The sequence below is a fragment of the Enterobacter sp. Acro-832 genome, assembly GCF_011752745.1.
GTDB classification, from domain to species: domain Bacteria; phylum Pseudomonadota; class Gammaproteobacteria; order Enterobacterales; family Enterobacteriaceae; genus Enterobacter; species Enterobacter quasiroggenkampii.
Window position 1 is genome coordinate 1 of the sequence record NZ_VWWX01000001.1, and the last position, 20,994, is coordinate 20,994.

24 protein-coding genes and 1 pseudogene are annotated in these 20,994 nt (G+C 55.4%); 12 read left to right on the forward strand and 13 right to left on the reverse strand.

Annotated features, from left to right (window positions below):
• Nucleotides 1-117, forward strand: a pseudogene (locus F3J31_RS23325) (dihydrodipicolinate synthase family protein); the annotation flags it as partial.
• A gap of 125 nt (nucleotides 118-242) precedes the next feature.
• Here F3J31_RS23325 and F3J31_RS00010 read toward each other — a convergent pair.
• From F3J31_RS00010 to F3J31_RS00020, 3 genes are all read right to left on the reverse strand, one after another.
• Nucleotides 243-680: a VOC family protein gene (locus F3J31_RS00010; protein ID WP_167210429.1), complete on the reverse strand. Its 438-nt coding sequence runs from the start codon at nucleotides 678-680 to the stop codon at nucleotides 243-245.
• A 13-nt stretch (nucleotides 681-693) separates the two neighbouring features.
• Nucleotides 694-1,131, reverse strand: a complete 438-nt coding sequence (locus tag F3J31_RS00015; protein ID WP_167210433.1) for a VOC family protein — start codon at nucleotides 1,129-1,131, stop codon at nucleotides 694-696.
• Between the two features lie 79 nt (nucleotides 1,132-1,210).
• Complete coding sequence (locus F3J31_RS00020; RefSeq protein ID WP_167210438.1) at nucleotides 1,211-2,371, reverse strand: MFS transporter; 1,161 nt, start codon at nucleotides 2,369-2,371, stop codon at nucleotides 1,211-1,213.
• Between the two features lie 130 nt (nucleotides 2,372-2,501).
• On the opposite strand from F3J31_RS00020, the gene F3J31_RS00025 reads away from it, so the two are divergent.
• On the forward strand, nucleotides 2,502-3,038 hold the full coding sequence (locus F3J31_RS00025) for a MarR family transcriptional regulator (protein WP_167210440.1): 537 nt from the start codon (nucleotides 2,502-2,504) through the stop codon (nucleotides 3,036-3,038).
• Between the two features lie 24 nt (nucleotides 3,039-3,062).
• Nucleotides 3,063-3,986 (forward strand): LysR substrate-binding domain-containing protein, encoded by a 924-nt coding sequence (locus tag F3J31_RS00030; RefSeq protein ID WP_167210443.1) that lies wholly within the window; start codon nucleotides 3,063-3,065, stop codon nucleotides 3,984-3,986.
• A 47-nt stretch (nucleotides 3,987-4,033) separates the two neighbouring features.
• On the opposite strand, the gene F3J31_RS00035 is transcribed toward F3J31_RS00030, so the two are convergent.
• Entirely contained in the window at nucleotides 4,034-4,504 is a 471-nt protein-coding gene (locus tag F3J31_RS00035; protein WP_167210446.1) for a hypothetical protein, read from the reverse strand.
• Nucleotides 4,505-4,719: 215 nt separating this feature from the next.
• On the opposite strand from F3J31_RS00035, the gene F3J31_RS00040 reads away from it, so the two are divergent.
• Together F3J31_RS00040 and F3J31_RS00045 are read left to right on the forward strand one after the other, a co-directional pair.
• Nucleotides 4,720-5,505: a phosphotransferase gene (locus F3J31_RS00040; RefSeq protein WP_167210448.1), complete on the forward strand. Its 786-nt coding sequence runs from the start codon at nucleotides 4,720-4,722 to the stop codon at nucleotides 5,503-5,505.
• 139 nt (nucleotides 5,506-5,644) lie between these two features.
• Nucleotides 5,645-6,121 carry a WbuC family cupin fold metalloprotein gene (locus F3J31_RS00045; protein ID WP_069719289.1) on the forward strand — a complete coding sequence of 159 codons (477 nt, stop codon included), beginning with the start codon at nucleotides 5,645-5,647 and terminating at the stop codon, nucleotides 6,119-6,121.
• An 84-nt stretch (nucleotides 6,122-6,205) separates the two neighbouring features.
• On the opposite strand, the gene F3J31_RS00050 is transcribed toward F3J31_RS00045, so the two are convergent.
• The 7 genes from F3J31_RS00050 to F3J31_RS00080 all read right to left on the reverse strand — a co-directional run bounded on the left by F3J31_RS00050 (nucleotide 6,206) and on the right by F3J31_RS00080 (nucleotide 14,010).
• Nucleotides 6,206-6,805, reverse strand: a complete 600-nt coding sequence (locus tag F3J31_RS00050; protein WP_167210451.1) for an NAD(P)H-dependent oxidoreductase — start codon at nucleotides 6,803-6,805, stop codon at nucleotides 6,206-6,208.
• A 74-nt stretch (nucleotides 6,806-6,879) separates the two neighbouring features.
• Nucleotides 6,880-7,473: a TetR/AcrR family transcriptional regulator gene (locus tag F3J31_RS00055; RefSeq protein WP_045910453.1), complete on the reverse strand. Its 594-nt coding sequence runs from the start codon at nucleotides 7,471-7,473 to the stop codon at nucleotides 6,880-6,882.
• Between the two features lie 34 nt (nucleotides 7,474-7,507).
• Nucleotides 7,508-10,597 carry an efflux RND transporter permease subunit gene (locus F3J31_RS00060; protein ID WP_167210455.1) on the reverse strand — a complete coding sequence of 1,030 codons (3,090 nt, stop codon included), beginning with the start codon at nucleotides 10,595-10,597 and terminating at the stop codon, nucleotides 7,508-7,510.
• Complete coding sequence (locus F3J31_RS00065) at nucleotides 10,594-11,703, reverse strand: efflux RND transporter periplasmic adaptor subunit (protein WP_167210458.1); 1,110 nt, start codon at nucleotides 11,701-11,703, stop codon at nucleotides 10,594-10,596. The genes F3J31_RS00060 and F3J31_RS00065 overlap by 4 nt, the downstream gene beginning before the upstream one ends.
• 74 nt (nucleotides 11,704-11,777) lie before the next feature.
• Entirely contained in the window at nucleotides 11,778-12,392 is a 615-nt protein-coding gene (locus F3J31_RS00070; RefSeq protein WP_167210461.1) for a TetR/AcrR family transcriptional regulator, read from the reverse strand.
• Nucleotides 12,393-12,700: 308 nt separating this feature from the next.
• The gene (locus tag F3J31_RS00075) at nucleotides 12,701-13,015 is read right to left on the reverse strand and encodes a PTS cellobiose transporter subunit IIB (RefSeq protein ID WP_045910457.1); all 315 of its coding nucleotides are present in this window, start codon (nucleotides 13,013-13,015) and stop codon (nucleotides 12,701-12,703) included.
• Nucleotides 13,016-13,098: 83 nt separating this feature from the next.
• Complete coding sequence (locus tag F3J31_RS00080; RefSeq protein ID WP_167210464.1) at nucleotides 13,099-14,010, reverse strand: LysR family transcriptional regulator; 912 nt, start codon at nucleotides 14,008-14,010, stop codon at nucleotides 13,099-13,101.
• Nucleotides 14,011-14,109: 99 nt separating this feature from the next.
• Between F3J31_RS00080 and F3J31_RS00085 the strand changes: the two genes are divergently transcribed.
• From F3J31_RS00085 to F3J31_RS00095, 3 genes are all read left to right on the forward strand, one after another.
• Complete coding sequence (locus tag F3J31_RS00085) at nucleotides 14,110-15,222, forward strand: alkene reductase (protein WP_167210467.1); 1,113 nt, start codon at nucleotides 14,110-14,112, stop codon at nucleotides 15,220-15,222.
• Nucleotides 15,219-15,941, forward strand: coding sequence for an SDR family oxidoreductase (locus F3J31_RS00090; RefSeq protein WP_205246174.1), 723 nt, complete (start codon nucleotides 15,219-15,221; stop codon nucleotides 15,939-15,941). The genes F3J31_RS00085 and F3J31_RS00090 overlap by 4 nt, the downstream gene beginning before the upstream one ends.
• Before the next feature lie 65 nt (nucleotides 15,942-16,006).
• Nucleotides 16,007-16,546, forward strand: a complete 540-nt coding sequence (locus F3J31_RS00095) for an ester cyclase (RefSeq protein ID WP_167210469.1) — start codon at nucleotides 16,007-16,009, stop codon at nucleotides 16,544-16,546.
• Between the two features lie 39 nt (nucleotides 16,547-16,585).
• Here the strand turns inward: F3J31_RS00095 and F3J31_RS00100 are convergent, their stop codons facing one another.
• Complete coding sequence (locus F3J31_RS00100) at nucleotides 16,586-17,053, reverse strand: nuclear transport factor 2 family protein (RefSeq protein ID WP_167210472.1); 468 nt, start codon at nucleotides 17,051-17,053, stop codon at nucleotides 16,586-16,588.
• Nucleotides 17,054-17,157: 104 nt separating this feature from the next.
• Between F3J31_RS00100 and F3J31_RS00105 the strand changes: the two genes are divergently transcribed.
• From F3J31_RS00105 to F3J31_RS00115, 3 genes are all read left to right on the forward strand, one after another.
• Nucleotides 17,158-17,742 carry a TetR/AcrR family transcriptional regulator gene (locus F3J31_RS00105; protein ID WP_167210475.1) on the forward strand — a complete coding sequence of 195 codons (585 nt, stop codon included), beginning with the start codon at nucleotides 17,158-17,160 and terminating at the stop codon, nucleotides 17,740-17,742.
• Nucleotides 17,743-17,823: 81 nt separating this feature from the next.
• The gene (locus F3J31_RS00110) at nucleotides 17,824-18,831 is read left to right on the forward strand and encodes an AraC family transcriptional regulator (RefSeq protein WP_008502337.1); all 1,008 of its coding nucleotides are present in this window, start codon (nucleotides 17,824-17,826) and stop codon (nucleotides 18,829-18,831) included.
• A gap of 116 nt (nucleotides 18,832-18,947) precedes the next feature.
• Nucleotides 18,948-19,778 (forward strand): oxidoreductase, encoded by an 831-nt coding sequence (locus F3J31_RS00115; protein WP_047748967.1) that lies wholly within the window; start codon nucleotides 18,948-18,950, stop codon nucleotides 19,776-19,778.
• 32 nt (nucleotides 19,779-19,810) lie between these two features.
• Here F3J31_RS00115 and F3J31_RS00120 read toward each other — a convergent pair whose 3' ends face one another.
• A complete protein-coding gene (locus F3J31_RS00120; protein WP_240152736.1) occupies nucleotides 19,811-20,401 on the reverse strand; it encodes a histidine phosphatase family protein in 591 nt (196 codons plus the stop codon).
• Nucleotides 20,402-20,573: 172 nt separating this feature from the next.
• Between F3J31_RS00120 and F3J31_RS00125 the strand changes: the two genes are divergently transcribed.
• The gene (locus F3J31_RS00125) at nucleotides 20,574-20,978 is read left to right on the forward strand and encodes a VOC family protein (protein ID WP_028015889.1); all 405 of its coding nucleotides are present in this window, start codon (nucleotides 20,574-20,576) and stop codon (nucleotides 20,976-20,978) included.
• The last annotated feature ends 16 nt before the right edge of the window (nucleotides 20,979-20,994 follow it).

The following is a 20,994-nucleotide window of genomic DNA, read 5'->3' on the forward strand; positions in this document are numbered from 1 at the left end:
GCTGCTGGTGTGCTTGGGCTTACCGACATGGATTGCCTGCCTCGACCTCTGCAACCATTGTCAGCTGGTGATATCGCGGATATTGCCCATGTGATAAGCATGCTGGAGCTGAAGTGATCTCTCCGCAGGACGGGGTGTCTACCGGTCCTTTTGAAACCTGGTGGGGGATCAATCGTCAGATGTTTGACACAAGTTCTTTAGGTCCGCTCTTCGCTAAAAGCGGACCATACTTTAAAACTTTATTAGTGACGTGACTCTTCCTCTCCTGAGAGCGTATCCGCATCAGGTGAATAATTCCGGTAAACGCATGCCAGTTTATGCCCGTCAGGATCGCGCAGATAGGCAACATAAAAATCGGGGCCGTAGGCGGTTCGTGTACCGGGCACGCCTTCATCCTTTCCTCCCGCAAGAAGGCCCGCTGCATGGAAGCGTCTGACAATTTCCGCGTTATCGGCTCTGAATGCGAACATTGTCCCGTTTCCCGCCGTCGCGGGTTGCTGGTCAAAAGGAGGACAAATGCAGAAGCTAAATTCGTCATCCGGATGATTTTCGTTTCCCCACATCGCCCAGCTATCAGTCCAGGCGGGCAGACGTGAATAGCCCAGCACGTTAAAAATAGCGTCATAAAAGTTCACGGCGCGCTGAAAGTCATTTGTCCCTATCGTGATATAAGCCAGCACCTTATAACATCCTCTATCCACGCAGCCACGGCGTAATCGTCAGACCGGTCAGCAAACCTTCCGGGCTGAGCAGGCGAGTGACGGTCTGCCCCCACGGTTCCGTGCGGTTGGCGACCAATAACCGATAGCCTTTTTCACTCAGAACACGGGTAGCGGAATCGAGATCCTGCACCTCGTATTCAATCCATCCTTGCGGTATCGGATGCTCCACGGGCCACTGCGCTTCACCAAAACAGGACGTTGCCGCCTGTGACAGCGGCCAGACGGCAAAATGCTTCACGCCCGGTAAGTGTCCCTCTTCAGTGAGCAGATAATCGGCATTGCCCTCCATCGGCTTCAGCGGCAGTCCGAGAGTCTGGATATAAAACGCGGTGCTGGACGCTGTATCCTGTGAAATGGGCCCGAACCCGGCGACGAACATGACATCAATTCCCGGTAACGTCTGCGACATATCCACTCCTTAATAGACTGAAATGATGGAATTTAGCGTAGAGCCGTCTTAAATACGACTCTCAATTATGGTATCGCATTCACCGCGCCTGCACGTTCACGGTGGGTCTGAAAGTGAACGCGATAACGATCAACAGCACGACTCCTGCACTCATCACCAGCCATGCGCTGGTGAGCGAGACCGAACTGTCGCGAACGATCCCTGCAACTAGCGGCATGAGCGCGGCGATCATATATCCTCCTCCCTGAACTTTAGACAGTAACTTCCCGGCCTGCGCGGGCGTTCGCGCATGATCGAACGTGACGATAAGCGACAGCGGGAAGAGGGCGCCGATACCGATGCCAAGAAGCAAGGTTGATAAGACCGGCGTGGTACCTGGAGAGAAGACCAGACACAGTAATCCCGCCAGCAGCAGTAACAGTACAGTTATCAGCGGAACACGGCGGTCGGGGAATTTACCGATCAGCGCGGAGACGGCAAACCCGGCGGCCACCTCGGTTAAGGTCAGCCAGGCCAGCATATAGCCGCTGCTGCGTGCGGACCATCCTGCCTGAATATAGAGCGGGGGCAGCCAGGCTAAGACCAGCGTGTAGGCACCCGTCCCCACGCCAAAAAAGAGCAGAAGGAGTCCAGTCCGGGAGGTAGAAAGCGTAACGGGTTCATGTGCTGTTTGTTCCCCTTGAGGCTGTTTAACCAGGGGTAACCACAGCATCAGCGCCAGCAGCGCGAGCACACCTGCCATAGCCAGCGCGGGCTTGAGCGAGAGCCATGAAAACAGCGGCTCGGCGCTGGCGGCGGCGACTGCCGCACCGGCCATAATGCCCGTGCTGAATAGCGACATGATCGTGCTGGCCGTTTGCGTATACGCCTTTTTTATCAGGGCAGGCATTAACGCCTGGATCGTGCCGATGCTGGCCCCGCCCAGTAACGCGGTGCCCATCAAACCCGTCAGCGAGGTGCTAAAACCGCGTAATGAACAGGCTACCAGCAGGATGAACAGCCCGAGCATAATTCCCCTGACGGCACCGATCCTGGCTAAAAGCCAGGGGCCACACAGGGCAGCCAGTCCCATCATCGCCACCGGCAGGGTAGTCAGCAGGCTGAATTGCGTCGCGGTCAGGCCCGCTTCGCGCTGCAGCACGGAGAAAAGAGGGCCGACCGAGGCCAGAATGGGGCGCAGGTTCAGCCCGACGATAAAAGCGATAACGGCGAAGAGTAACGGTGATGTACGTTTCAACATGGCATCCTTTTCGGTTGTGAATGGCCCAGGCAAATTGCCGCGAGCATTTATCTTAACGTTAAGATAAAATCTGTTTTTGTGTAAGATGTACCGCACAACTCGATAAATTCCCACGCTATCCGGGGTGAAGATGAAAGACCATGTAGACTTCGTTGTCGGCCAGTGGAGCAGCGCCATGCCTGAGCTGGACGCCTCGTCGATGAAAATTTTTGGCCGAATGCTCAGGCTGATGAAGCACCTGGGAAAAGAACGCGCGCAGGCCATGGCGCCGTTTGGCTTTCGCGAGGGCGAGTTTGATGTCCTCGCCACGCTGCGTCGCGCCGGGGAGCCGTACTGCCTTTCGCCCACGCAGCTGTATACATCCCTGTTGATCACCTCAGGGGCGATGACGAACCGGCTCAACCATCTTGAACAACAAGGCCTTATCAGGCGGATTGCCGATCCTGATGACAAGCGCAGCTCGCTTGTCAGCCTGACGCCGCACGGGCAGGCTCGTATCGAACAGGCGCTGCTCGTGCACACGGAAACGCAAAATGCGCTGCTGAGAAACCTCTCTGAGGCGCAGCGCGCGCAGCTTGAGTCTCTGCTCAGGATACTGCTGCTGACGTTTCCGGCTGAGGAATGGGGTGAAACGTCACCGAGTGCCGATAATACAAAAACTGCATGATTACACCTGACAAAAAGGGAACGTATGTCTTTACCGCCACTGTATGCGCTGCGCGCGTTCGAAGTTGCCGCACGGCTGAACTCCTTCAGCAAAGCGGCTGAAGTCCTGAATATCACGCCGGGGGCAGTCAGCAGACATGTCCAGACGCTTGAAATGTGGTTCGACTGCGAGCTGTTTAAACGCCAGGGTCCGAAAGTAGAGGTCAGCGATGCCGGGCGTATTCTGGCCGGGCAGCTTAGCGAAAGTTTCTCGACTATTGAGTGGGCCTGTCGCGCATTCAAAAGCGAAAACCACCTTCTGCGCCTCAAAGCGCCCAGCTCGCTGACGATGCGATGGCTTCTGGATGTGCTTAAATCCTTCCGCGAGAACCACGCGAAGCCGAAAATCGAAATTGCCAGCGTCTGGATGGACTTCGACACGGTTGATTTCAGCCGGGAACCTTATGATTGTGCGATCCTCCTCGGTAACGGTTATTTCGGCGAGTCAACGGAGAGTCGGCTGCTGTTCAGCGAATGGCTTATTCCGGTTTGTACGCCGTCTTTACTGGAGTCTGCCCGGCATCAGCTTCCAGAATGCGATCTTATTCATCCGTCACCGGACAGACGGGACTGGAAGCGCTGGCTGAAAAGGACGAGCCTATTCCCCGGCCTCGACATGAGCGGTGGGATCGTGTTCGACACCCTGGAGCAGGCAAGCCTTGCGGCCATGCACGGACACGGCGTGGCGATGGCCGATCTCCGGCTCACGCTCGACGCGTTGAAAAGCGGCCTGCTCGCGCTGCCCTTCAGGGAGGCGATAGCAACAGGAGAAGGTTACTACCTTGTCTGGCCCAAAAATTCGCTCAGAGGACAGAGTATTGAACGGTTGCTGACCTGGCTTAACCTTAATGCGCCAGTGGTGCCCTCTTTGGATATTGTCTGTCTTGATTTCAATGAAAAGCGGATTTAATAAATAGCGGAATATTAACAGGGAGATATTCCGCATAGTGAATGTATTTATGCGTAGGGAATATTTGCCATCTTTTTATATCTTTCCGGCAGGGCGCTGTTCAGATTGAGCAATTTATCCAGTATATAAAGCGCAGGCGTTCCCTTTGCGCGTTCAGCTTCGATCAGCGCAGAACGTAACAGATTGGTAGCCGATGTCATTTCATGGAAGTACTTCTCAGATTCAGGCGTCTGAACTTCACCTGACCCCACGTAACGCACCCTGGGCCAGTCCGCGAAGTCCAGAACCGGAAGGATCCCGTTGTCTTTGGGTAAATGCGCAGAGAGTAACTCTTCGGCGTTACGCGGATTGCTCTGGGCAAAAGAGAGCAGGTGCAGTCGATGAATAAAGGGTGAAAGCACCTCAGTGCTATCGTCTTCTGACGAAAGTAACGTTATTAACGTATGTATATTTTCACCCGCGATGTTTTTTTCAGGTGAGATCATTTTCATTAGATGAAATAAAACATCGAGTGTCATACGTACTCCATAGACATGCAGGTGTATTTATTATTTGAGTTTCGCTCTCTGTTCCAGGTCAGGAAGAGATTGGGAATGAAGGGATGGTATTTCAATGCGATCAGGTTTGAAAAACGAGAAATAGTGGGAATCAATGTGAGTTTTACTCAACGTCAAATGTTGAACAACCACACTATACTTACGCCCTGAAACCGAACGCGTGGCATGAGGATGGTATGACCGCCGAGAATTTATCCAGAATGGGAGCTGCAAAAGTCCGCCAGGTGATGGATCAACATGGCAATACGTTGATAGAAAAATACCCTGTTAGCGATGTTGAATATGGCTTTTATGAGCGTGCTGCGGACCGGCTACGTCGCGTTGTTGAATCCCCGAGACTGTTGCACGCCGATCCGCATCGACGCTACCTGAGGATCGAATATGTTCCTCATAAGCTCTTTCAGGGTGAGATTTCCGGGGATGAGATATTGAGACGCCTTGTCCGCCTTCATGATTATCCTGCCGATCCTGCATGGATTTATCACACCCATACCTGGTCTGAGTCAGCGCTTGAAAAATCCTTGTCTCTTTTGGAATTACCCATGCGTGCTGAGCAGCAGATGCGATGTTTTCAACAAGCGGGCAGCGTTTTGTTTAGTCAGGAATGTTTAATTTCTGGTGATACCAATGCGGGTAACTGGGGCAGAAGAGAAAACGGCGATGTGATCCTTTTCGACTGGGAAAGATTCGGTACTGGCAGTCCGGCTATCGACCTTGCTCCGCTGGTTCAGGGGATGGGCTCAAAACAAAGCATTTTACAACTTGCCGAGCGCTACTGTTTTTTTGCCACGCATTCTGATGCATATCAACTAGCCAGGGAAATCACTATCGCCAAAGCATGGATTGTCACAGAAGTGGTGTTATTACTGCACGAAAGGAAAAAGCCTGATTTGAATCTATACCTTAACTGGTACAGAAAACACCTCCCTGATTGGCTTGAAGAGTCCGTCTCATCTCTTTAATGCCTTATATCAGCCTTCGGGGCGATAACGCAGGCAGCGATTTGTTTCACAAATCCCATCGCTCCTCGACCGTTCAGGATGGTATAACGTCTTGCGGCAATCGGGTTGCCGTAGACAGCCCACATTCCTAAAGGTGTATATGAAACAAATTACTTTCAGTGACCTGCAGCAGCAAAGCGAGCAGGCCGCAAATTCTCCTCGCTTACGCGCCCATCGTAATTTACACCCTGAACTGAGCGACCCGGTGCAGCGCCTGGCCATTGCAATGGAGCCCGGTACCTATGTTCGCCCCCATCGCCATCCTCACACCTTTGAACTGCTGACGGCGCTGAGCGGTCGCTTTCTGGTGCTGAATTTTGACGACAGCGGCAACGTGACCCGGCGTGTGGTGTTAGGTGAAGAGTGTAAAGTGCTGGAGATGGATGCCGGAACCTGGCATGCCGTGCTGTCGCTGGATAAAGGTGGCGTCATTTTTGAGGTTAAACACGGGGGGTATCAGCCCGTGCCCGAGCATGATACCGCCCCATGGTCACCGGCAGAAAACGAGCCCGGCACCGAGAAGCTGATGCAATGGTACGCTCAGGCACAGGTGGGTGACGGTGGTTTTACCCTGTAATTATTCTCTTATGTGCCCGGCGCGCGGAAAGGCGAGCCGGGTAAAGAGATAAGATCTCGCCGATTCAACTTACGCGAGCCGATTTTATTGAAGGTTCCCGATCTCGCTCAGGAATTCTTCTATCTGATCGGGCGTTGCCGTGTCTGCCTGGTAAAGGATATCGAGCTTAACGTTCTTCAACCCGCAGAAGCCAAATACCCCTTCAATTATCTGCGTCTGAATCGCCGTCGAATAGCCGTGTTTATCAAATCCGGTGAGATCGCTACCGCCAGTGGCAATCAGGCGAACGGGAACATCCCGTAAATTGCCCACAATCCGGCCGTCGTCGGCCACCTTATACGCCCAGTTCAGGGTCAATACGCGGTCGAACCAGCCTTTCAACAGCGCGGGAACCGACCACCAGTACACCGGGAAGACAAACACCAGCATATCCGCACGCTCGACGCGCTGCTGCTCGCGCAGAATATCGTCGGGGAGGGCGCTCGGATCCCCGTGATACAAGTCAAGATCGGCGCGAGACATGGCCGGATTAAACCCTTCAGCATGCAGATCGGCGAACTCAACCTGCATACCTTCCTCGCGTAATTTTCCGGCAATGCGGGCGGCCAGTGAATGGGACAAGGACGTGTCGACAGGGTGAGCCGTCACGATCAGCGCGTTACTCATGGCATTTGTAGCAGACATAGCAACCTCAAAATGGGGGAGAAGAGATGCCTATGTTACTATTGGTAACTTAAGTGTCAATCCACCCCCGGCGATCATTTTGTGCTATTCGCGTAGGTCGCAAGCACGCCGGTCATGGCGCCGCTGAGCGTATCTTCCGCCACATTCCGGGCGAGCACGCCGTTGCCGGCCGCGGTGCTGAGCGCCTCCGCCGCCCCAATGATGGCCGTCAGTACCGCTTCCCCCTGAACGCCTTTTAAGACGATAAAAGGCGAAAGCGCGGTGCGCAGGCAGTCGGCACATTCGGCCACGCATGCTTCCCGGAACGTCTGCAGCGCGCGAGAACCGGACAGCGCCGCGGCGATTGGCCCGGTTTCAGGCCCGGCGGCAATGGCACAGTCGATATAGGCCGCGCTGAAAAAGCGGATCGTCTTCTCCAGCGTTTTGCTGTCAACCGCCAGCGTCTCGCGGAATTTCGCCAGTTGCCGATCGCTATAGTCCTGATACAGCGCCATCAGCAGCCCTTCGCGATCGCCAAAGTGGTCGTAGGGGATGGGCTTGGTCACATTGGCCCGTTCTGCCAGATAGCCAAGGGTCAACGCCTCGGTGCCTTGCTGACGCACGATTCCACGCGCAACCTCCAGCAGCTGCACGCGGCGGTCCTCTTTTCTTAAGCGCTTAACAACCATGCTTTCCTCAGATTAGTTATCTACCAATGGTAGTTTACACGTTTTCCGTGCCGTGCTGAACGCGTTGTTCAACCGGGCGGATCCGAAACCAGATCGCATACATCGCGGGCAGGAAGACGAGGGTAATGATCGTCCCGCCCAGCGTACCGCCGATCAGCGTCCAGGCCAGCGTGCCCCAGAACACCGAATGCGTCAGGGGAATGAACGCCAGCACGGCCGCCATGGCGGTGAGTAAGACCGGTCGCGCTCGCTGGACCGTCGCCTCGACCACCGCCTGGAACGGATCGAGGCCGTCCTTCTGGTTATGATCGATTTGACCGATCAGAATCAGCGTATTGCGCATCAGAATGCCGGAGAGGGCGATCAAACCGACCAGCGCGTTGATGCCAAACGGCTGATTAAATATCAGCAGGGTCGGCACGACGCCAATCAGCCCCAGCGGCGCGGTTAAGAACACCATGACCATCGCGGAGAGTGAGCGCACCTGCAAAATGATGATCAGCAGCGTCAGGGCAATCATGATCGGGAACAGCGGTAACATGGCCTGCGTGGCTTTACCCGATTCCTCAATCGAACCCGCCATGTCGATACGGTAGCCGGCCGGTAGCGCATCGGCGATCGGCTTGAGCTGCTTCATGATGGCGACCGACACGTCCGGCGGCTGAAGATTGTCGGCGATATCACCCCGTACGGTAATCGTGGGGGTGCGATCGCGGCGGCGCAGGATCGGGTCTTCCATGCCGATCTCAATCCTGCCGATTTGAGACAGCGGCACGCGCTGTCCCGCATTGCCGACCAGGGTAAAGCCTTCGATTTTTGCCGGGTCAAGGCGGATATCACCCGCCGCGCGGGCAACGACGTCTACCGATCGAATATCTTCCCGCACGGAGGTGACAGGCACGCCTGATAACAGGAACTGAAGCTGCTCGGCAACGGCGCTGGAGGTTAAGCCGGTCGCCTGCAGGCGGTTCTGATCGAGAGTGAAATGCAATACCGGAACGCGTGACCCCCAGTCAGTGTTGACGGTTCGCATCATCGGGCTTGCCTGAAGCACGGCTTTCACCCGCTCGGCGATGTCCTGTACCTGTTTGACGTCCGGCCCCGACACGCGCCAGGCAACCGGGAAGGGCGAGTAGGGGCCAAACACCAGTTGTGTTACCCGCACGCGGGCTTCAGGTGCAAGACCGCTGGCGACGGCCTCCCTGAGCCTGAACTTAAGCGCCTCACGTGACGTCTCGCTGTCCGTCAGGATCACGATTTTCGCAAAAGAGGGATCGGGCAGCTCGGGAGCCATTGCCAGATAGAAACGGGGCGAGCCCTGACCAATATAGGCCGTGACGATTTTGGCTTCCGGCTGCTGGCCCAGCCATGCTTCTATTTTTGCGGTTGCGGCGCTGGTTTGCGCAATCGAGGTGCCATAAGGCATCTGTACTTCAACCAGCACTTCCGGGCGATCGGAGGTCGGGAAGAACTGTTTTTTTACCAGCCCCATGCCAAGCACGGCCAGAATGAAAATGGCGACCACGGACCCGGCCACGCGCCATTTTCTGGCGATAACGCGGCCAAGCAGCTGGCGAAAACGGTTATAGCGAGGCGTGTTATAGATGGCGGCATGACCCCCTTCCACTTTGGGGATCGCCGGCAGGATCTTCACCCCAAGATACGGTGTGAACACCACCGCCACAAACCATGAGGCAATCAGGGCGAGGCCGACAATCCAGAACATATTGCTGGTGTATTCCCCGGCGGTCGACTGGGCAAAACCATTCGGCATAAAGCCAATGGCCGTCACCAGGGTACCGGCCAGCATCGGCGCGGCGGTGTGGCTCCAGGCGTAGGCCGAGGCTTTGATTCTGTCGTAACCTTCCTCCATCTTCACCACCATCATTTCGATGGCGATAATGGCATCGTCAACCAGCAGACCGAGGGCGAGGATCAGGGAGCCCAGCGTGACGCGGTCAAAGTTAATTCCCGCGGCTTCCATCACCACGAAAACGACCGCCAGCGTCAGCGGTACCGCCGCGGCAACCACCACCCCCACGCGCCAGCCCATGCTGACAAAACAGACCACCATGACCACAAGCAGGGCGACGAAGAATTTGATCATAAACTCATCGACCGAGGAGCGGATATTCACGGACTGGTCGGTGACTTTGGTCAGGGTCATGCCAAGCGGCAGGCTATCGTTGATTTTCGCCGTTTCCGCATCCAGCGCTTTACCCAGCGCCAGGCCGTTCCAGCCCTCACGCATGACAATGCCCAGCAGCAGGGCGGGTTCATGCTGATTGCGTATCAGCATCGTCGGGGGATCTTCGTAGCCTCGCTCAACCGTTGCCACATCCGACAGCGTGAGCGTTTTGCCCTTGGCGACTAAAGGCGTATCACGAATTTTCTGCAGTTCATCGAACGCGCCGTCCAGGCGGATAAAAATCTGCGCGCCCCGGGTTTCAATGGCACCCGCCGCGGCCAGGGCGTTCTGGCTATTGAGGGCATTGAAAATATCCTGCGGTGAGAGGCCCATCGTGGCCAGACGGTCATGGGAGAAGGCGATATATATCCGCTCGGCCTGTTCGCCGATAATGTTCACTTTCTTCACGCCGGGAACGTGCAGAAGCTGCTGTCGCAGGCCTTCGGCATCGCGTACCAGCTGCCGCTGCGGTTCGCCTTTTGCTTTCAGGGCAAAGAGGGCAAAGGTGACATCCGAGAATTCATCATTGATCATCGGGCCAATGACGCCCGCCGGAAGACGCAGGGATTCATCACCAAGCTTCTTACGCGCCTGATAGAACTCCTCCTGCACTTCAGAAGGCGGGGTTTTGTCCTGCAGTGACAAGGTGATATACGCCATGCCGGGGCGGGTGTAGGTTTCCGTACGGTCATACCATTTGAGCTCCTGCAGGCGCTTTTCCAGCGGTTCGGCCACCTGATCCTGGATCTCCTGCGCGGTTGCGCCCGGCCAGACGGCGATCGCCGTCATCTGCTTCACGGTGAAGGGCGGATCTTCCGCGCGCCCGAGCCCAAAAAAGGCGTAAATACCGGCAATCGTCACCAGAACGATCAGAAACAGCGTGACGGAACGCTCGCGGACGGCCAGCGCTGACAGATTGAAGCGGCTTCCGCTCATGGTGCATTCTCCGCCGGAGCGGCATGGCGCTGTTCTGCCAGCCTGACAACTTCACCTTCGTGCAGAAGATGGGCGCCTAACGCAACGATCTTCTCCCCAGGCTTCACGCCACCCGTGACCTGGACCGCATCTTCGCCCACGCTCAGCACCTTAACCGGCGTCCATGTGACCTTTGCTGGCTGGGCGGAAATGAGCCAGACGCCGGGCCCTTTACCCGCATCGTAGAGTGAGGCCAGCGGGACCTGCATCGCCTGACCTTCCGTTTTCGCGTCTTCAATGCTGAGCGTGACGGTCGCCCCCAGCGGCGCGTTCGCCAGCTGACCATCCAGCACGTAGCGGGCTTCATACGTGCGGGTTGTGGCATCCGCGGAGTCAGACAGCAGGCGCAACGTCGCGGTGACCGGGTGTTGTTCACTGCCATAAAGCGTGGCCTGTGCTTCGCTGCCCACGGCAGGGCGCAGCGTCTCCGGAAGCTGGACGAGCGCTTCGCGCTGTCCCGCTCTGGCAAGGCGGATGACGACCTGTCCGGCACTAACGACCTGACCGGGTTCGGCGAGCGTCTCCATCACCACGCCGTCTGAATCCGCCAGCAATACGGCATAGCCCGTGGCGTTTTGCGCCACGTTGGCCTGCGCGCGGGCAGCGCTGAGATCCGCCCGGGCCGTATCGGCCGCCGCTTTAATCTGATCGTACTCCGAGGCGGACACTGCGCCGGACGCCACCAGGCCGCGATAACGCGACTCATCGCTGGTGGCTTTTCTCGCCCGTGCCTGGGCAGCATCCACCGCGCGCTGCTGCGCCTGGGCCTGTAATTTCAGGTCAACAGGATCGAGACGCAGCAAAGGCTGTCCCTGTCTGACGGTCTGCCCGGTATCCACCAGGCGTTCGAGGATTTTTCCCTGAACCCTGAAGCCCAGGTCGCTTTGCGTTCTTGCCACCACCACGCCCGTGAAGGCGCGGGCGGCAGGGTTCGCCATCTCGACAGAGGCGGATCTGACAAGCGGTGGCTTAGTGCGCGGATCGTCACTCGCGGAATTATCGCCGCACGCCCCCAGGGCAAACGGCAGAAGACATACGGCAACGCGGGCTGAAGTGAGCCTGAGCATGGGAAACCTTATTGAAGTAACAGGACGGTATCCGCATTCTCTGACTAGTGACCAAAAATGTCAATGGTCACAAATTAGGGGGCCAGGCTTCTTAATATCAATGAGGAGAGAAGCACCGCGGCAGCGGGGGCCATTTCAAGGTTGTACTGCAGCTGAACGGGATTAATAAAAGGACACATCACCATGTGGATGGCCTGCGTGACCTCATCCAGCGGCGTTTTTCTTTCAAACTCTCCGGCCTGCCTGCCCTCAAGAACGATGCTCTCAATCAGCTTCATCAGGCTTTCAGCATACCGTTCAGTCGACGGCCACTGCTCGCGTGCGGCGACGGCGGCGATGTCGTAAAGCTTGCGATCGTGGAAAAACAGCTCGCTTCCTGCCTCGGTAAGCGCTTTGAAAAGCCGGCGTAATTTTTCGCTTGCTGACGGTGCACCCTCAAGGGCGGAAAGCACTGCCGCCATGATCAGCTCCAGGCGGTTAGCGCAGATCACCTCGCCGATAGCCTGCTTGGAATCGAAGAACTTATAAATGTAGGACTTTGAAAAACCGATCGATTTCGCCAGCTCGGCGACGGTGGTTTTTTCATAGCCGTAGTGACCGAAGTGCTCAAAAGCCGCTTCGACGATTTGCTCTCTGACAGAATGGTCAAGTGGACCACGTATTGATGGGGCGTTCATAGTTTTAGTCATTATGTAAGCTTAGCGTGACAGGCGACGATTAACAACGAGTGACCATTTCGTACTTTGGTTACCGTCATTGATCATGAGCCCTTCAGATGGGACGATCAACCCGGTGGGGTAAGTGTATCACTGTTTTTCACGCACGAAGGCATCTATCTGCCGACGATAAGCGAGGGTTTCAGCGCAGTTCCCTTGCGCTGAACAAAGACGTTTTTTGCTTAAGCCGAGAGTGGACGCAATATGATAAGAATGTCCAGGGAAACCGTGTTTTGATCGGCGGGTGAGAGGAGGCCGCAGAACCGATGCGGCCTTATATTTCAGGCAGCCAGTTCAGGCATCTGTTCCTTTACGAAATCCAATACCTTCCTCGCGTCCAGAGAGGCATAGGGAAGACTCTCAACGATGGCGAGTGAACGCGTATTACCCACCGTTTCTTTTATCTCATCGAGTTTGTACTGAATGTGCGGTGCGATGAGAAACCCATCGAACGCGGGAGCGACGCTGGCGAAGTTATCCAGCCCTACAGCGCTAATCATCAGCGGATAGCCTTCGCGTTCTGCCAGAGACTGCATCTTTTTGGCGAGCGAGTTTGCGGTATTACCAAACAAACAACATATCAGAAGCTTTTTCATGTTTTGTTCCTCCTGAAAACCGCTCTCAGGGTAGTCCTGAGGGTGTCACCGAAATGGGCGCTGTCTCTTATTTTGGCGACAAATTAATGTTCTTTTAGCCAGTCGAGAAAAAACTGGCTGAACGCCGTAACCTGAAGCGGCTGCAGCCTGCGCTGCGGATAAACAAACTGCAGCCCGACATCTTTGCGATCGTATCGGCTAAAGCCGGTGAAGCTGTCGGCAAACAGCACCGTGAGTCTTCCGGCCTCAACGTCGTCTTTGACGTCCCACCACGATTTCCCCGCGATGCCGGCCCCGCTGAGCGCCCACTGACGAAGCACTGCGCCGTCGTCGCACACCATGGCGGGCTCGACGCGTACAATGTTTTCCTCTCCCTCTTTTTCAAAACGCCATTCGTTCATCACCACGCCCTGAGACTCTAGCGCCAGGCACCGGTGTCCGGCTAAATCTGCAAACGTGGCGGGGATGCCGTGGTCGTTAAGATACTCCCCGGAGGCAACCAGCACCCGATGGTTCGGGCGGATGTTTCTGACGACAAGGCTGCTGTCCGGCAGGTTACCGAAACGCACGCTCATATCCAGCCGGTTAGCGACCAGATCCTCAACGTGTTCTTTTAGCGAGATGTAAAATTTGACGGCAGGATGGTGACGAGAAAATTCAATGACGGCGGGGCTGAGATACTGTCTGCCAAAGTCCGAGGGAGAGGAAAGGCGAATGTTGCCGCTGAGCACGCCCTCTTTTTGCGTCAGCAGCGACTCGGCGTGATGCACCTCTTCCAGCACGCGCAGCGCGGCGTGGTAAAACTCTTCGCCTGCGCGGGTCAGGGTGAGGGATCGCGTGGAGCGATGAAACAGCCGCGTCTGGTAACGCTCCTCAATCGCCTTCAGCCTGGCCGTCATGGTGGCAGGGGAAAGCGACAGGCGTCGTCCGGCGGCGGAAAGACTTCCGGCCCTGGCGACTTCCACCAGTAAGGCCATGTCTTCGAGTTTACCCATTATTCATTTTTTCCGAAAAGTGCATCTATTTTTAGCGTAATTATCAAAATCAGATGCCGACTGTAAAGTGATTTCATCCAAACCATAAGGGATGAAAACATGAAACCTACCTCACTCTTTGAACGTTACAGGCTGGGTCAGCAAGAGCTGAAAAATCGTATCGTCATGGCACCGATGACCCGCGCGCGCTCCCTTCAGCCGGGCAACATTCCCTCCGCGCTGATGGCCGAGTATTACCGGCAGCGGGCCACCGCCGGATTAATCATCACCGAAGCCACGCAGATCTCGCCTCAGGGCCAGGGATACTCCTGGACGCCCGGTATCCATTCGCAGGAGCAGGTTTCAGGATGGCAGCTCACGACGGGCGCCGTGCATCAGGCGGGCGGGGTGATTTTTTCGCAGCTCTGGCACGTTGGGCGAATGTCGCACGCCAGCTTTCACCCGGACGGTAAGCCTGTCGCCCCGTCTGCCCTTGAGCCAGACGCGCAGGTGTGGGTGGTGAATGAGCGTGGAGAAGGCCAGATGGTTGACTGCCCGCAGCCGAGAACGCTCTCACGCAAGGACATTCAGAACATCGTCGCGGACTACCGCCAGGCCGCTTTAAATGCCGTTCAGGCCGGGTTTGATGGCGTGGAGATCCACGGCGGAAATGGCTATCTGATCGACCAGTTCCTGCGCCAAACCTCCAACAAACGCACGGATGAGTACGGCGGCTCGCTGGCGAACCGGATCCGTTTTGCTCAGGAGGTGTTAAGCGTAATTGCCGAAGCCATAGGTCACGAACGTACGGGCATCCGTCTTTCGCCATTTATTACCCAGCGCGGGATGAACGACCCGCAGGTCTCTGAAGCCATACTCGCGCTTGCGGCCTGGTGCGAACAAAAGGGGATTGCGTTCATCCACCTGGCGGAAGCCGACTGGGACGACGCGCCGCAGATTCCTGAGCATTTCCGTCAATCGCTTCGCGAGACCTTCAGCGGAACCCTGATCGTCGCGGGTAACTATGACCTTGCCAAAGCCGAAGAAATTCTGGTGGCGGGCTATGCCGATTTGATTGCCTTCGGACGACCGTTTATTGCCAACCCGGATTTGCCTCACCGGCTGGCGCACCGCTTGCCGCTGGCCCAGGTGCGCGACCCCGCCACGCTGTTTGGCGGCACCGCCACGGGCTATACCGATTACTCAACGTACACCCAGCAGGAGGAAACATGATGACCCGTAAAACCTTAATTATCGGCGGCGCTTCCGGCATCGGTTTCGCCGTGGGCACCCTGCTTGCCGGGCGCGGTGAGGAGATTATTCTTGCTGGGCGCGACAGCGCGAAACTGGACGCGGCACGGCAACGACTGAGCGCTCATGCCGCGTCTGTTAGCACCCTCGTGCTCGATATCAGCCGTGAGGAAGAGCTTGTTGCGCTCAGTGAAACGCTGGGCGAGGTCAATAATATTGTCGTCACGGCGGGTTCACAGGCGCCGGGCGGGCTGCTTTCCGGACTGGATCTCCGTGCGGCAAGACAGGCCTTTGATACAAAATTCTGGGGAAGTCTGAATGTCGCCCGCTATCTCAGCGGGAACATCGCTCCCCGCGGTACGCTGACCTTTACCAGCGGCTTTGTCGCGCGCCGCACCGTGGCGGGCGCCATCGTAAAAACAACGATGAATGCCGCCATTGAGGCCGCGATAAAAGTGCTGGCGAAGGAGCTTTCCCCGCTGCGCGTCAACGTCGTGAGTCCGGGGCTGACCGACACGGAAGCGTATGCGGGGATGGACGCCGCCGCGCGGGAAAAAATGCTCGCCGGCGCGGCGGATACCCTGCCAGCCAAAGCCTGGGGAAGGGCGGAGGACATCGCGCAAGGATATCTCTTCGCCATGGACAATCCCTTTGTCACGGGGTCGGTCATTGATATTGAGGGCGGGGCGTTAATTAACTGAATCCCCGCCGGTTTGAACCGCAGGAAATCGTCTGCGGGTAACGTAATACTCTGTTGAGAGACATCATGAAATATACGACGTGTTTTCGTCCAGCTGTGGCGATGCTTATTCTTGCCGGTCTGTCCGGCACCACATTTTCGGCGCAGCTGGAATGGCTTCAGCCGAAACAGCTTATTGTTGATAAGAGCTTACCCCAGGCGAAATTAAGGGCGAATGAAGCCGTTGCCAGAGAATATGCAACGTTCTGGAATACGGGAGAAGAATCCCTGGCGCGTGATGCGCTGGCGGTGAATTTCATCGATAAAACGCCCCCGGAAGGTCGTAAGCAAGGGCCTGAAGGCGCTATTTTAGCCTCCCGGGCGTTTCGTGCCGCCGTGCCGGACTTACGCTGTGACGTTGAGCAGATGATTATTTCAGGCACTCGCGTGGTTTCGCATTTGCATTTTTACGGCACATTCACCGGGACATTTGGCACGCTGAAAGGAAAAGGGCAGAAAATAGATTTCATCGCTACGGATATTTATGAAGTCCGCGACGGTAAAATTGCGGCAAACTGGCATATTGAGGACAACCTGACGCTGATGAAACAGCTGGGCGCACTCTAAACCCATCACTCCGGGGCGCCCCGGAGTGATGTAAAAATTCTATAAGCCCAGATCGCTCAGCGACGGGTGATCGTCCGGGCGTCTGCCCAGCGGCCAGTGGAACAGTCGCTCGGATTCTTTTATCGGCATATCGTTTACGCAGGCAAAGCGGCGCTTCATCAAGCCGTCCGGGTCGAATTCCCAGTTTTCGTTGCCGTACGAGCGGAACCAGTTGCCTGAATCATCATGCCATTCATAGGCATAGCGGACCGCGATGCGGTTTTCCGTAAAGGCCCACAGCTCTTTAATCAGACGATAGTCCAGCTCTTTTTTCCATTTCCGCTCCAGAAACGCCCGGGCCTCTTCACGGTTGGTGGCGAACTCTGCGCGGTTGCGCCATTGGGTATCCAGCGTATAGGCCAGCGCGACTTTCGCCGGGTCGCGACTGTTCCAGCCATCTTCTGCCAGCCTGACTTTTTCGATGGCGCTTTCACGGGTGAAGGGCGGTAAAGGAGGACGTGTGTTCATGGCGGTTACCTCAGTGTGATTTTATGTAGACAGATCTGTCTACCTGGGGTAATCTATGCCTGAAAAATAACGCTGTCAACACCCTTTTTGAGGCTGTCGAAAAAATGAAAACTGAACACGCAGGCAACGAAACAAAAATTAGCGTCCGGGATAAAATATTACTGACGGCGCACGATCTGTTTTATTCCACGGGCTTCAGGGCGACGGGGGTGGATACGCTGATTAAAGAGGCGAAAGTGACGAAGGTGACGTTTTATCGCCATTTTCAGAGCAAAAGTTTACTTATTCTCGCCTATTTGCACTATCGGCATGAAATATGGATTAACTGGTTTGAATCCACGCTGCGCCGACATCTCGATGACGGCGAAATACCTGCTGATGCGATTTCTGCAACGCTCTGTGAATGGTTTATTTCGCCGGAGTTCCACGGCTGTGCGTTTATTAATGCCAGCGCCGAAGCCAAATCCGAAGATATTGAAAGCGAAATAAAAGCGATATGCCGCGATCATAAAATCGAAACAAAGAATATTATTGCGTCGCTGACGACCATCGCGGATGAGCGCGTCGTCAATGAAATCATGCTGCTCATTGACGGCGCCATTATTCATGCGCAGATGGGCATGGAGACGGATGAGGTCATCACGTCGTTGAAGAGGGCACTAGAAGCAGCGTTTTTAGGGGGCAAATAATGTTTACACCTGAGACGACTGACAAACGCCAGCAACACAACAACACTAAGCGTTGAATAACCTTCACACCGGAATGAGCAAATGGCCTATAACCGTACTTTCGCTCTCGATATAAGCTGGAAAACGCTGCTGAAAGACGCGGGGCTTGAGCCAGAACGCATCCTCCGCAGGGCAGGATTACCTGACGATCTCTTTTTACAAAAAGCGCGGGGACTCGATACGAATGAATACATTCGCTTCTGGAATGCGCTGGAGGCTGAAACGAACGATCCTGCCTTTCCCGTCCCGCTCATTGAGTTGATCTCTGCGGATGTGTTTGATCCGCCCCTTTTTGCCGCACTGTGTAGCAGCAATATGATGCAGGCTGTCCAGCGTCTGGCCAGATATAAACAGCTTATTGCTCCCATGGTTCTGGAGACAACAGTCGACCAAAACGGCAACCTTACCGTCTCACCGCGCTGGCTTTTTGCGACAATTATTCCGCCGTTTCTCCAGGTGGCAGAGTTGGGCTTCCTGCTCAAGCTTCTGCGGCTGGGAACGCGCGAACCGGTTAACCCCTTACGGATCTGCGTTTCTGCGCTACCGTCATCGGTTCAGAACAGCCACTTTTCGCGTTTCTTTGGTGCTGACGTGCAATACGGAGAACAGCCCGCCATCAGCTTTTCCGCAGCCGATGCGCTTCGACCCTTTTTAACGGTCAATGAGGGAATGTGGCAGGTATTTGAACCGGAACTGCAGCGTCGTCTCGGTCAGTTAAATGAACGGGCTTCAACCGCCGAGCGCGTACGAGCGGTACTCCTGGAGCTAATTCCCGGTAACGAAGCGACTATTGAAAAAGCGGCTGAGCGTCTGGGAATGAGCAAACGCACGCTGCAGCGAAGGCTTGAGCAGGAAGGGGAAAACTTTCGCAACCTTGTCAACGCGTGTCGTGAACACCTGGCCCGTCATTATCTTCGTAATACGCGTCTTTCCGGGTATGAGATCGCGTTTTTGCTGGGTTTCGAAGATCCTAACTCCTTCTATCGCGCATTTATGACCTGGACGGGCCAGACTCCTGAAGCGGCCAGGACAGCCATGCGTCTTGAGTAAACACGTGCGTATTTATCGCTCTGATGGCGCAGTTTGCGAGTCAAATGGCGCGATACGCTAGTTAACATGAGATCGAAGGAGAGCAAACTAGCCACAGTCTACTCACCGAGGTATCTATGTTTACTCAGGACAAAAAAACTGCGCTGGTCACCGGTGCATCGTCAGGTATGGGCAAAGCCATCGCCCGTCGTCTTATTCAGGATGGCTATCAGGTTTACGCTGCTGCCCGTAGCGTTGAGAAAATGCACGATCTCGCCCAGCTTGGCGCGTACCCTCTGCGGATGGATATCTCACGTGATGAAGACATTGTGGTTGCCGTGAATACCATCATGTCGCAGACAGGTGGGGTTGACGTACTGGTCAACAACGCGGGTTTTGGGCTCTATGGACCGGTAGAAGAGATTGGTATTGATGAAGCTCGCTATCAGTTTGAGGTTAACGTGTTTGGTGCGGCCCGCCTTACGCAACTGCTGATCCCGGCCATGCGCGCCAGACGCAGCGGTTACATTATTAATATCACCTCTATGGGGGGTAAGATTTACACCCTTCTGGGAGCCTGGTATCACGCAACGAAACATGCGCTTGAGGGATGGTCTGACTGTCTGCGTCTTGAAGTGGCTGAATTTGGCATTAAGGTTGTGATTGTTGAACCGGGTTTAATCGAGACAGGCTTTGGTGATGTGGTCAGTGGCAATATAGTTAAACGTTCAGCAAATGGCCCTTACGCTCGCCTCGTGGAGAAAGTGGCTAAATCGGTCAAAAATGCATACGGGAATGGCAGAGGCAGCGACCCGAAGGTGATTGCGGACGTGGTTGCCCGCGCCGTTAAAAGCCCTCATCCGCGTACACGTTATGCAGCCGGCAAGTATGCAAAGATGCTCATCCGCATGCGTCTCTGGTTGGGAGACCGTCTGTTCGATCGCGTTATCCTTGGCCAGACGCTATGACCCAAGCGCCGAGGATGAAAAAATCCTCGGTGTCAGTATGTGCCCTTACACAAGGCTGTAAACCCCCCTCCCCAGTAACCGGTTACCGGGGAAGTCTGTTCTTTCCAGCCTGATGCGATCAGTTCCTTCGCAATAAACCGATTGATCATTCCGTGCCCCATGAGCAAGACGGGGCCGTCAGAGTCCTTCGCGACATTCACCAGGATTTCTGCCGCCTTAACGGCACGTTCTTTTGCGACGCTCACGCACTCTGACTCGCCAGACAGGCCGCAGAGCCAAAGAACGCGAAACAGCGCTGCCCAGTTAAAAGGCGATAGCCGTAACCCCGGAATACGGAACACCGGCAGCTCTGCTTCCCGAAAAACCTCATCAATTAAGCCCGGTTCACACCCCAGCGTTTTCAACGATGAAAGGGCTCGCGGGAGAGGGCTGCTGAGAAACGTCAGTGCGCGGTACGCGAGGATTTGAGCCATCTCCGAAGGTCTGTCGCTGCCCGTTGAAGAGCGGTTATAGCTGTCGATCCATCCCGCCATTTCCCTGTACGACACCTTTCCCGCGCCCCTGTATTCGGGTTCGCCGTGGCGCATCAAAATAATTTCCATATGTTTTTTATCACCCATCATCCCTTCTTCAGGGGCAGATTAGCGCGATCGAAAGCGGTCTTTCACCCACCCGTTTTAGTGTGTCTGAGCCTGGAGCGTACGTAGCAGACTGATCAATCTGTAAAATATTTTCACGCGCGCGTATTCTGTGGAAAAGCGCTGAGCATAACCATTTAGAGTAAAGGTAACGGAAATGAGAACACAGAAACGATGCCTCGGCTGCGTGGCTATTGTGGTTGATGACTACGATCGTGCCATTGAATACTACACCGACAAGCTGGGGTTTACCCTCGTAGAAGATACGCCTCAACCCGGTAAACGCTGGGTAGTCGTCTCGCCCAACCCGGAAAGCGACTGCAATATTTTGCTGGCTCGTGCGTCTAACGAGAGGCAGGAAGGTTTTATCGGTAATCAATGCGGTGGCCGAGTTTTCCTGTTCCTTCAGACGGATGATTTTTGGCGCGATTACCATGCCATGAAAGCAAAAGGCGTTCATTTTTGTGAAGAACCTCGTGAGGAAGAGTACGGTATGGTGGTGGTGTTTGAAGATATTTACGGCAACCGCTGGGACCTCTATCAACATGCCCAACGCGGGTGATGACCAGGGATATCTT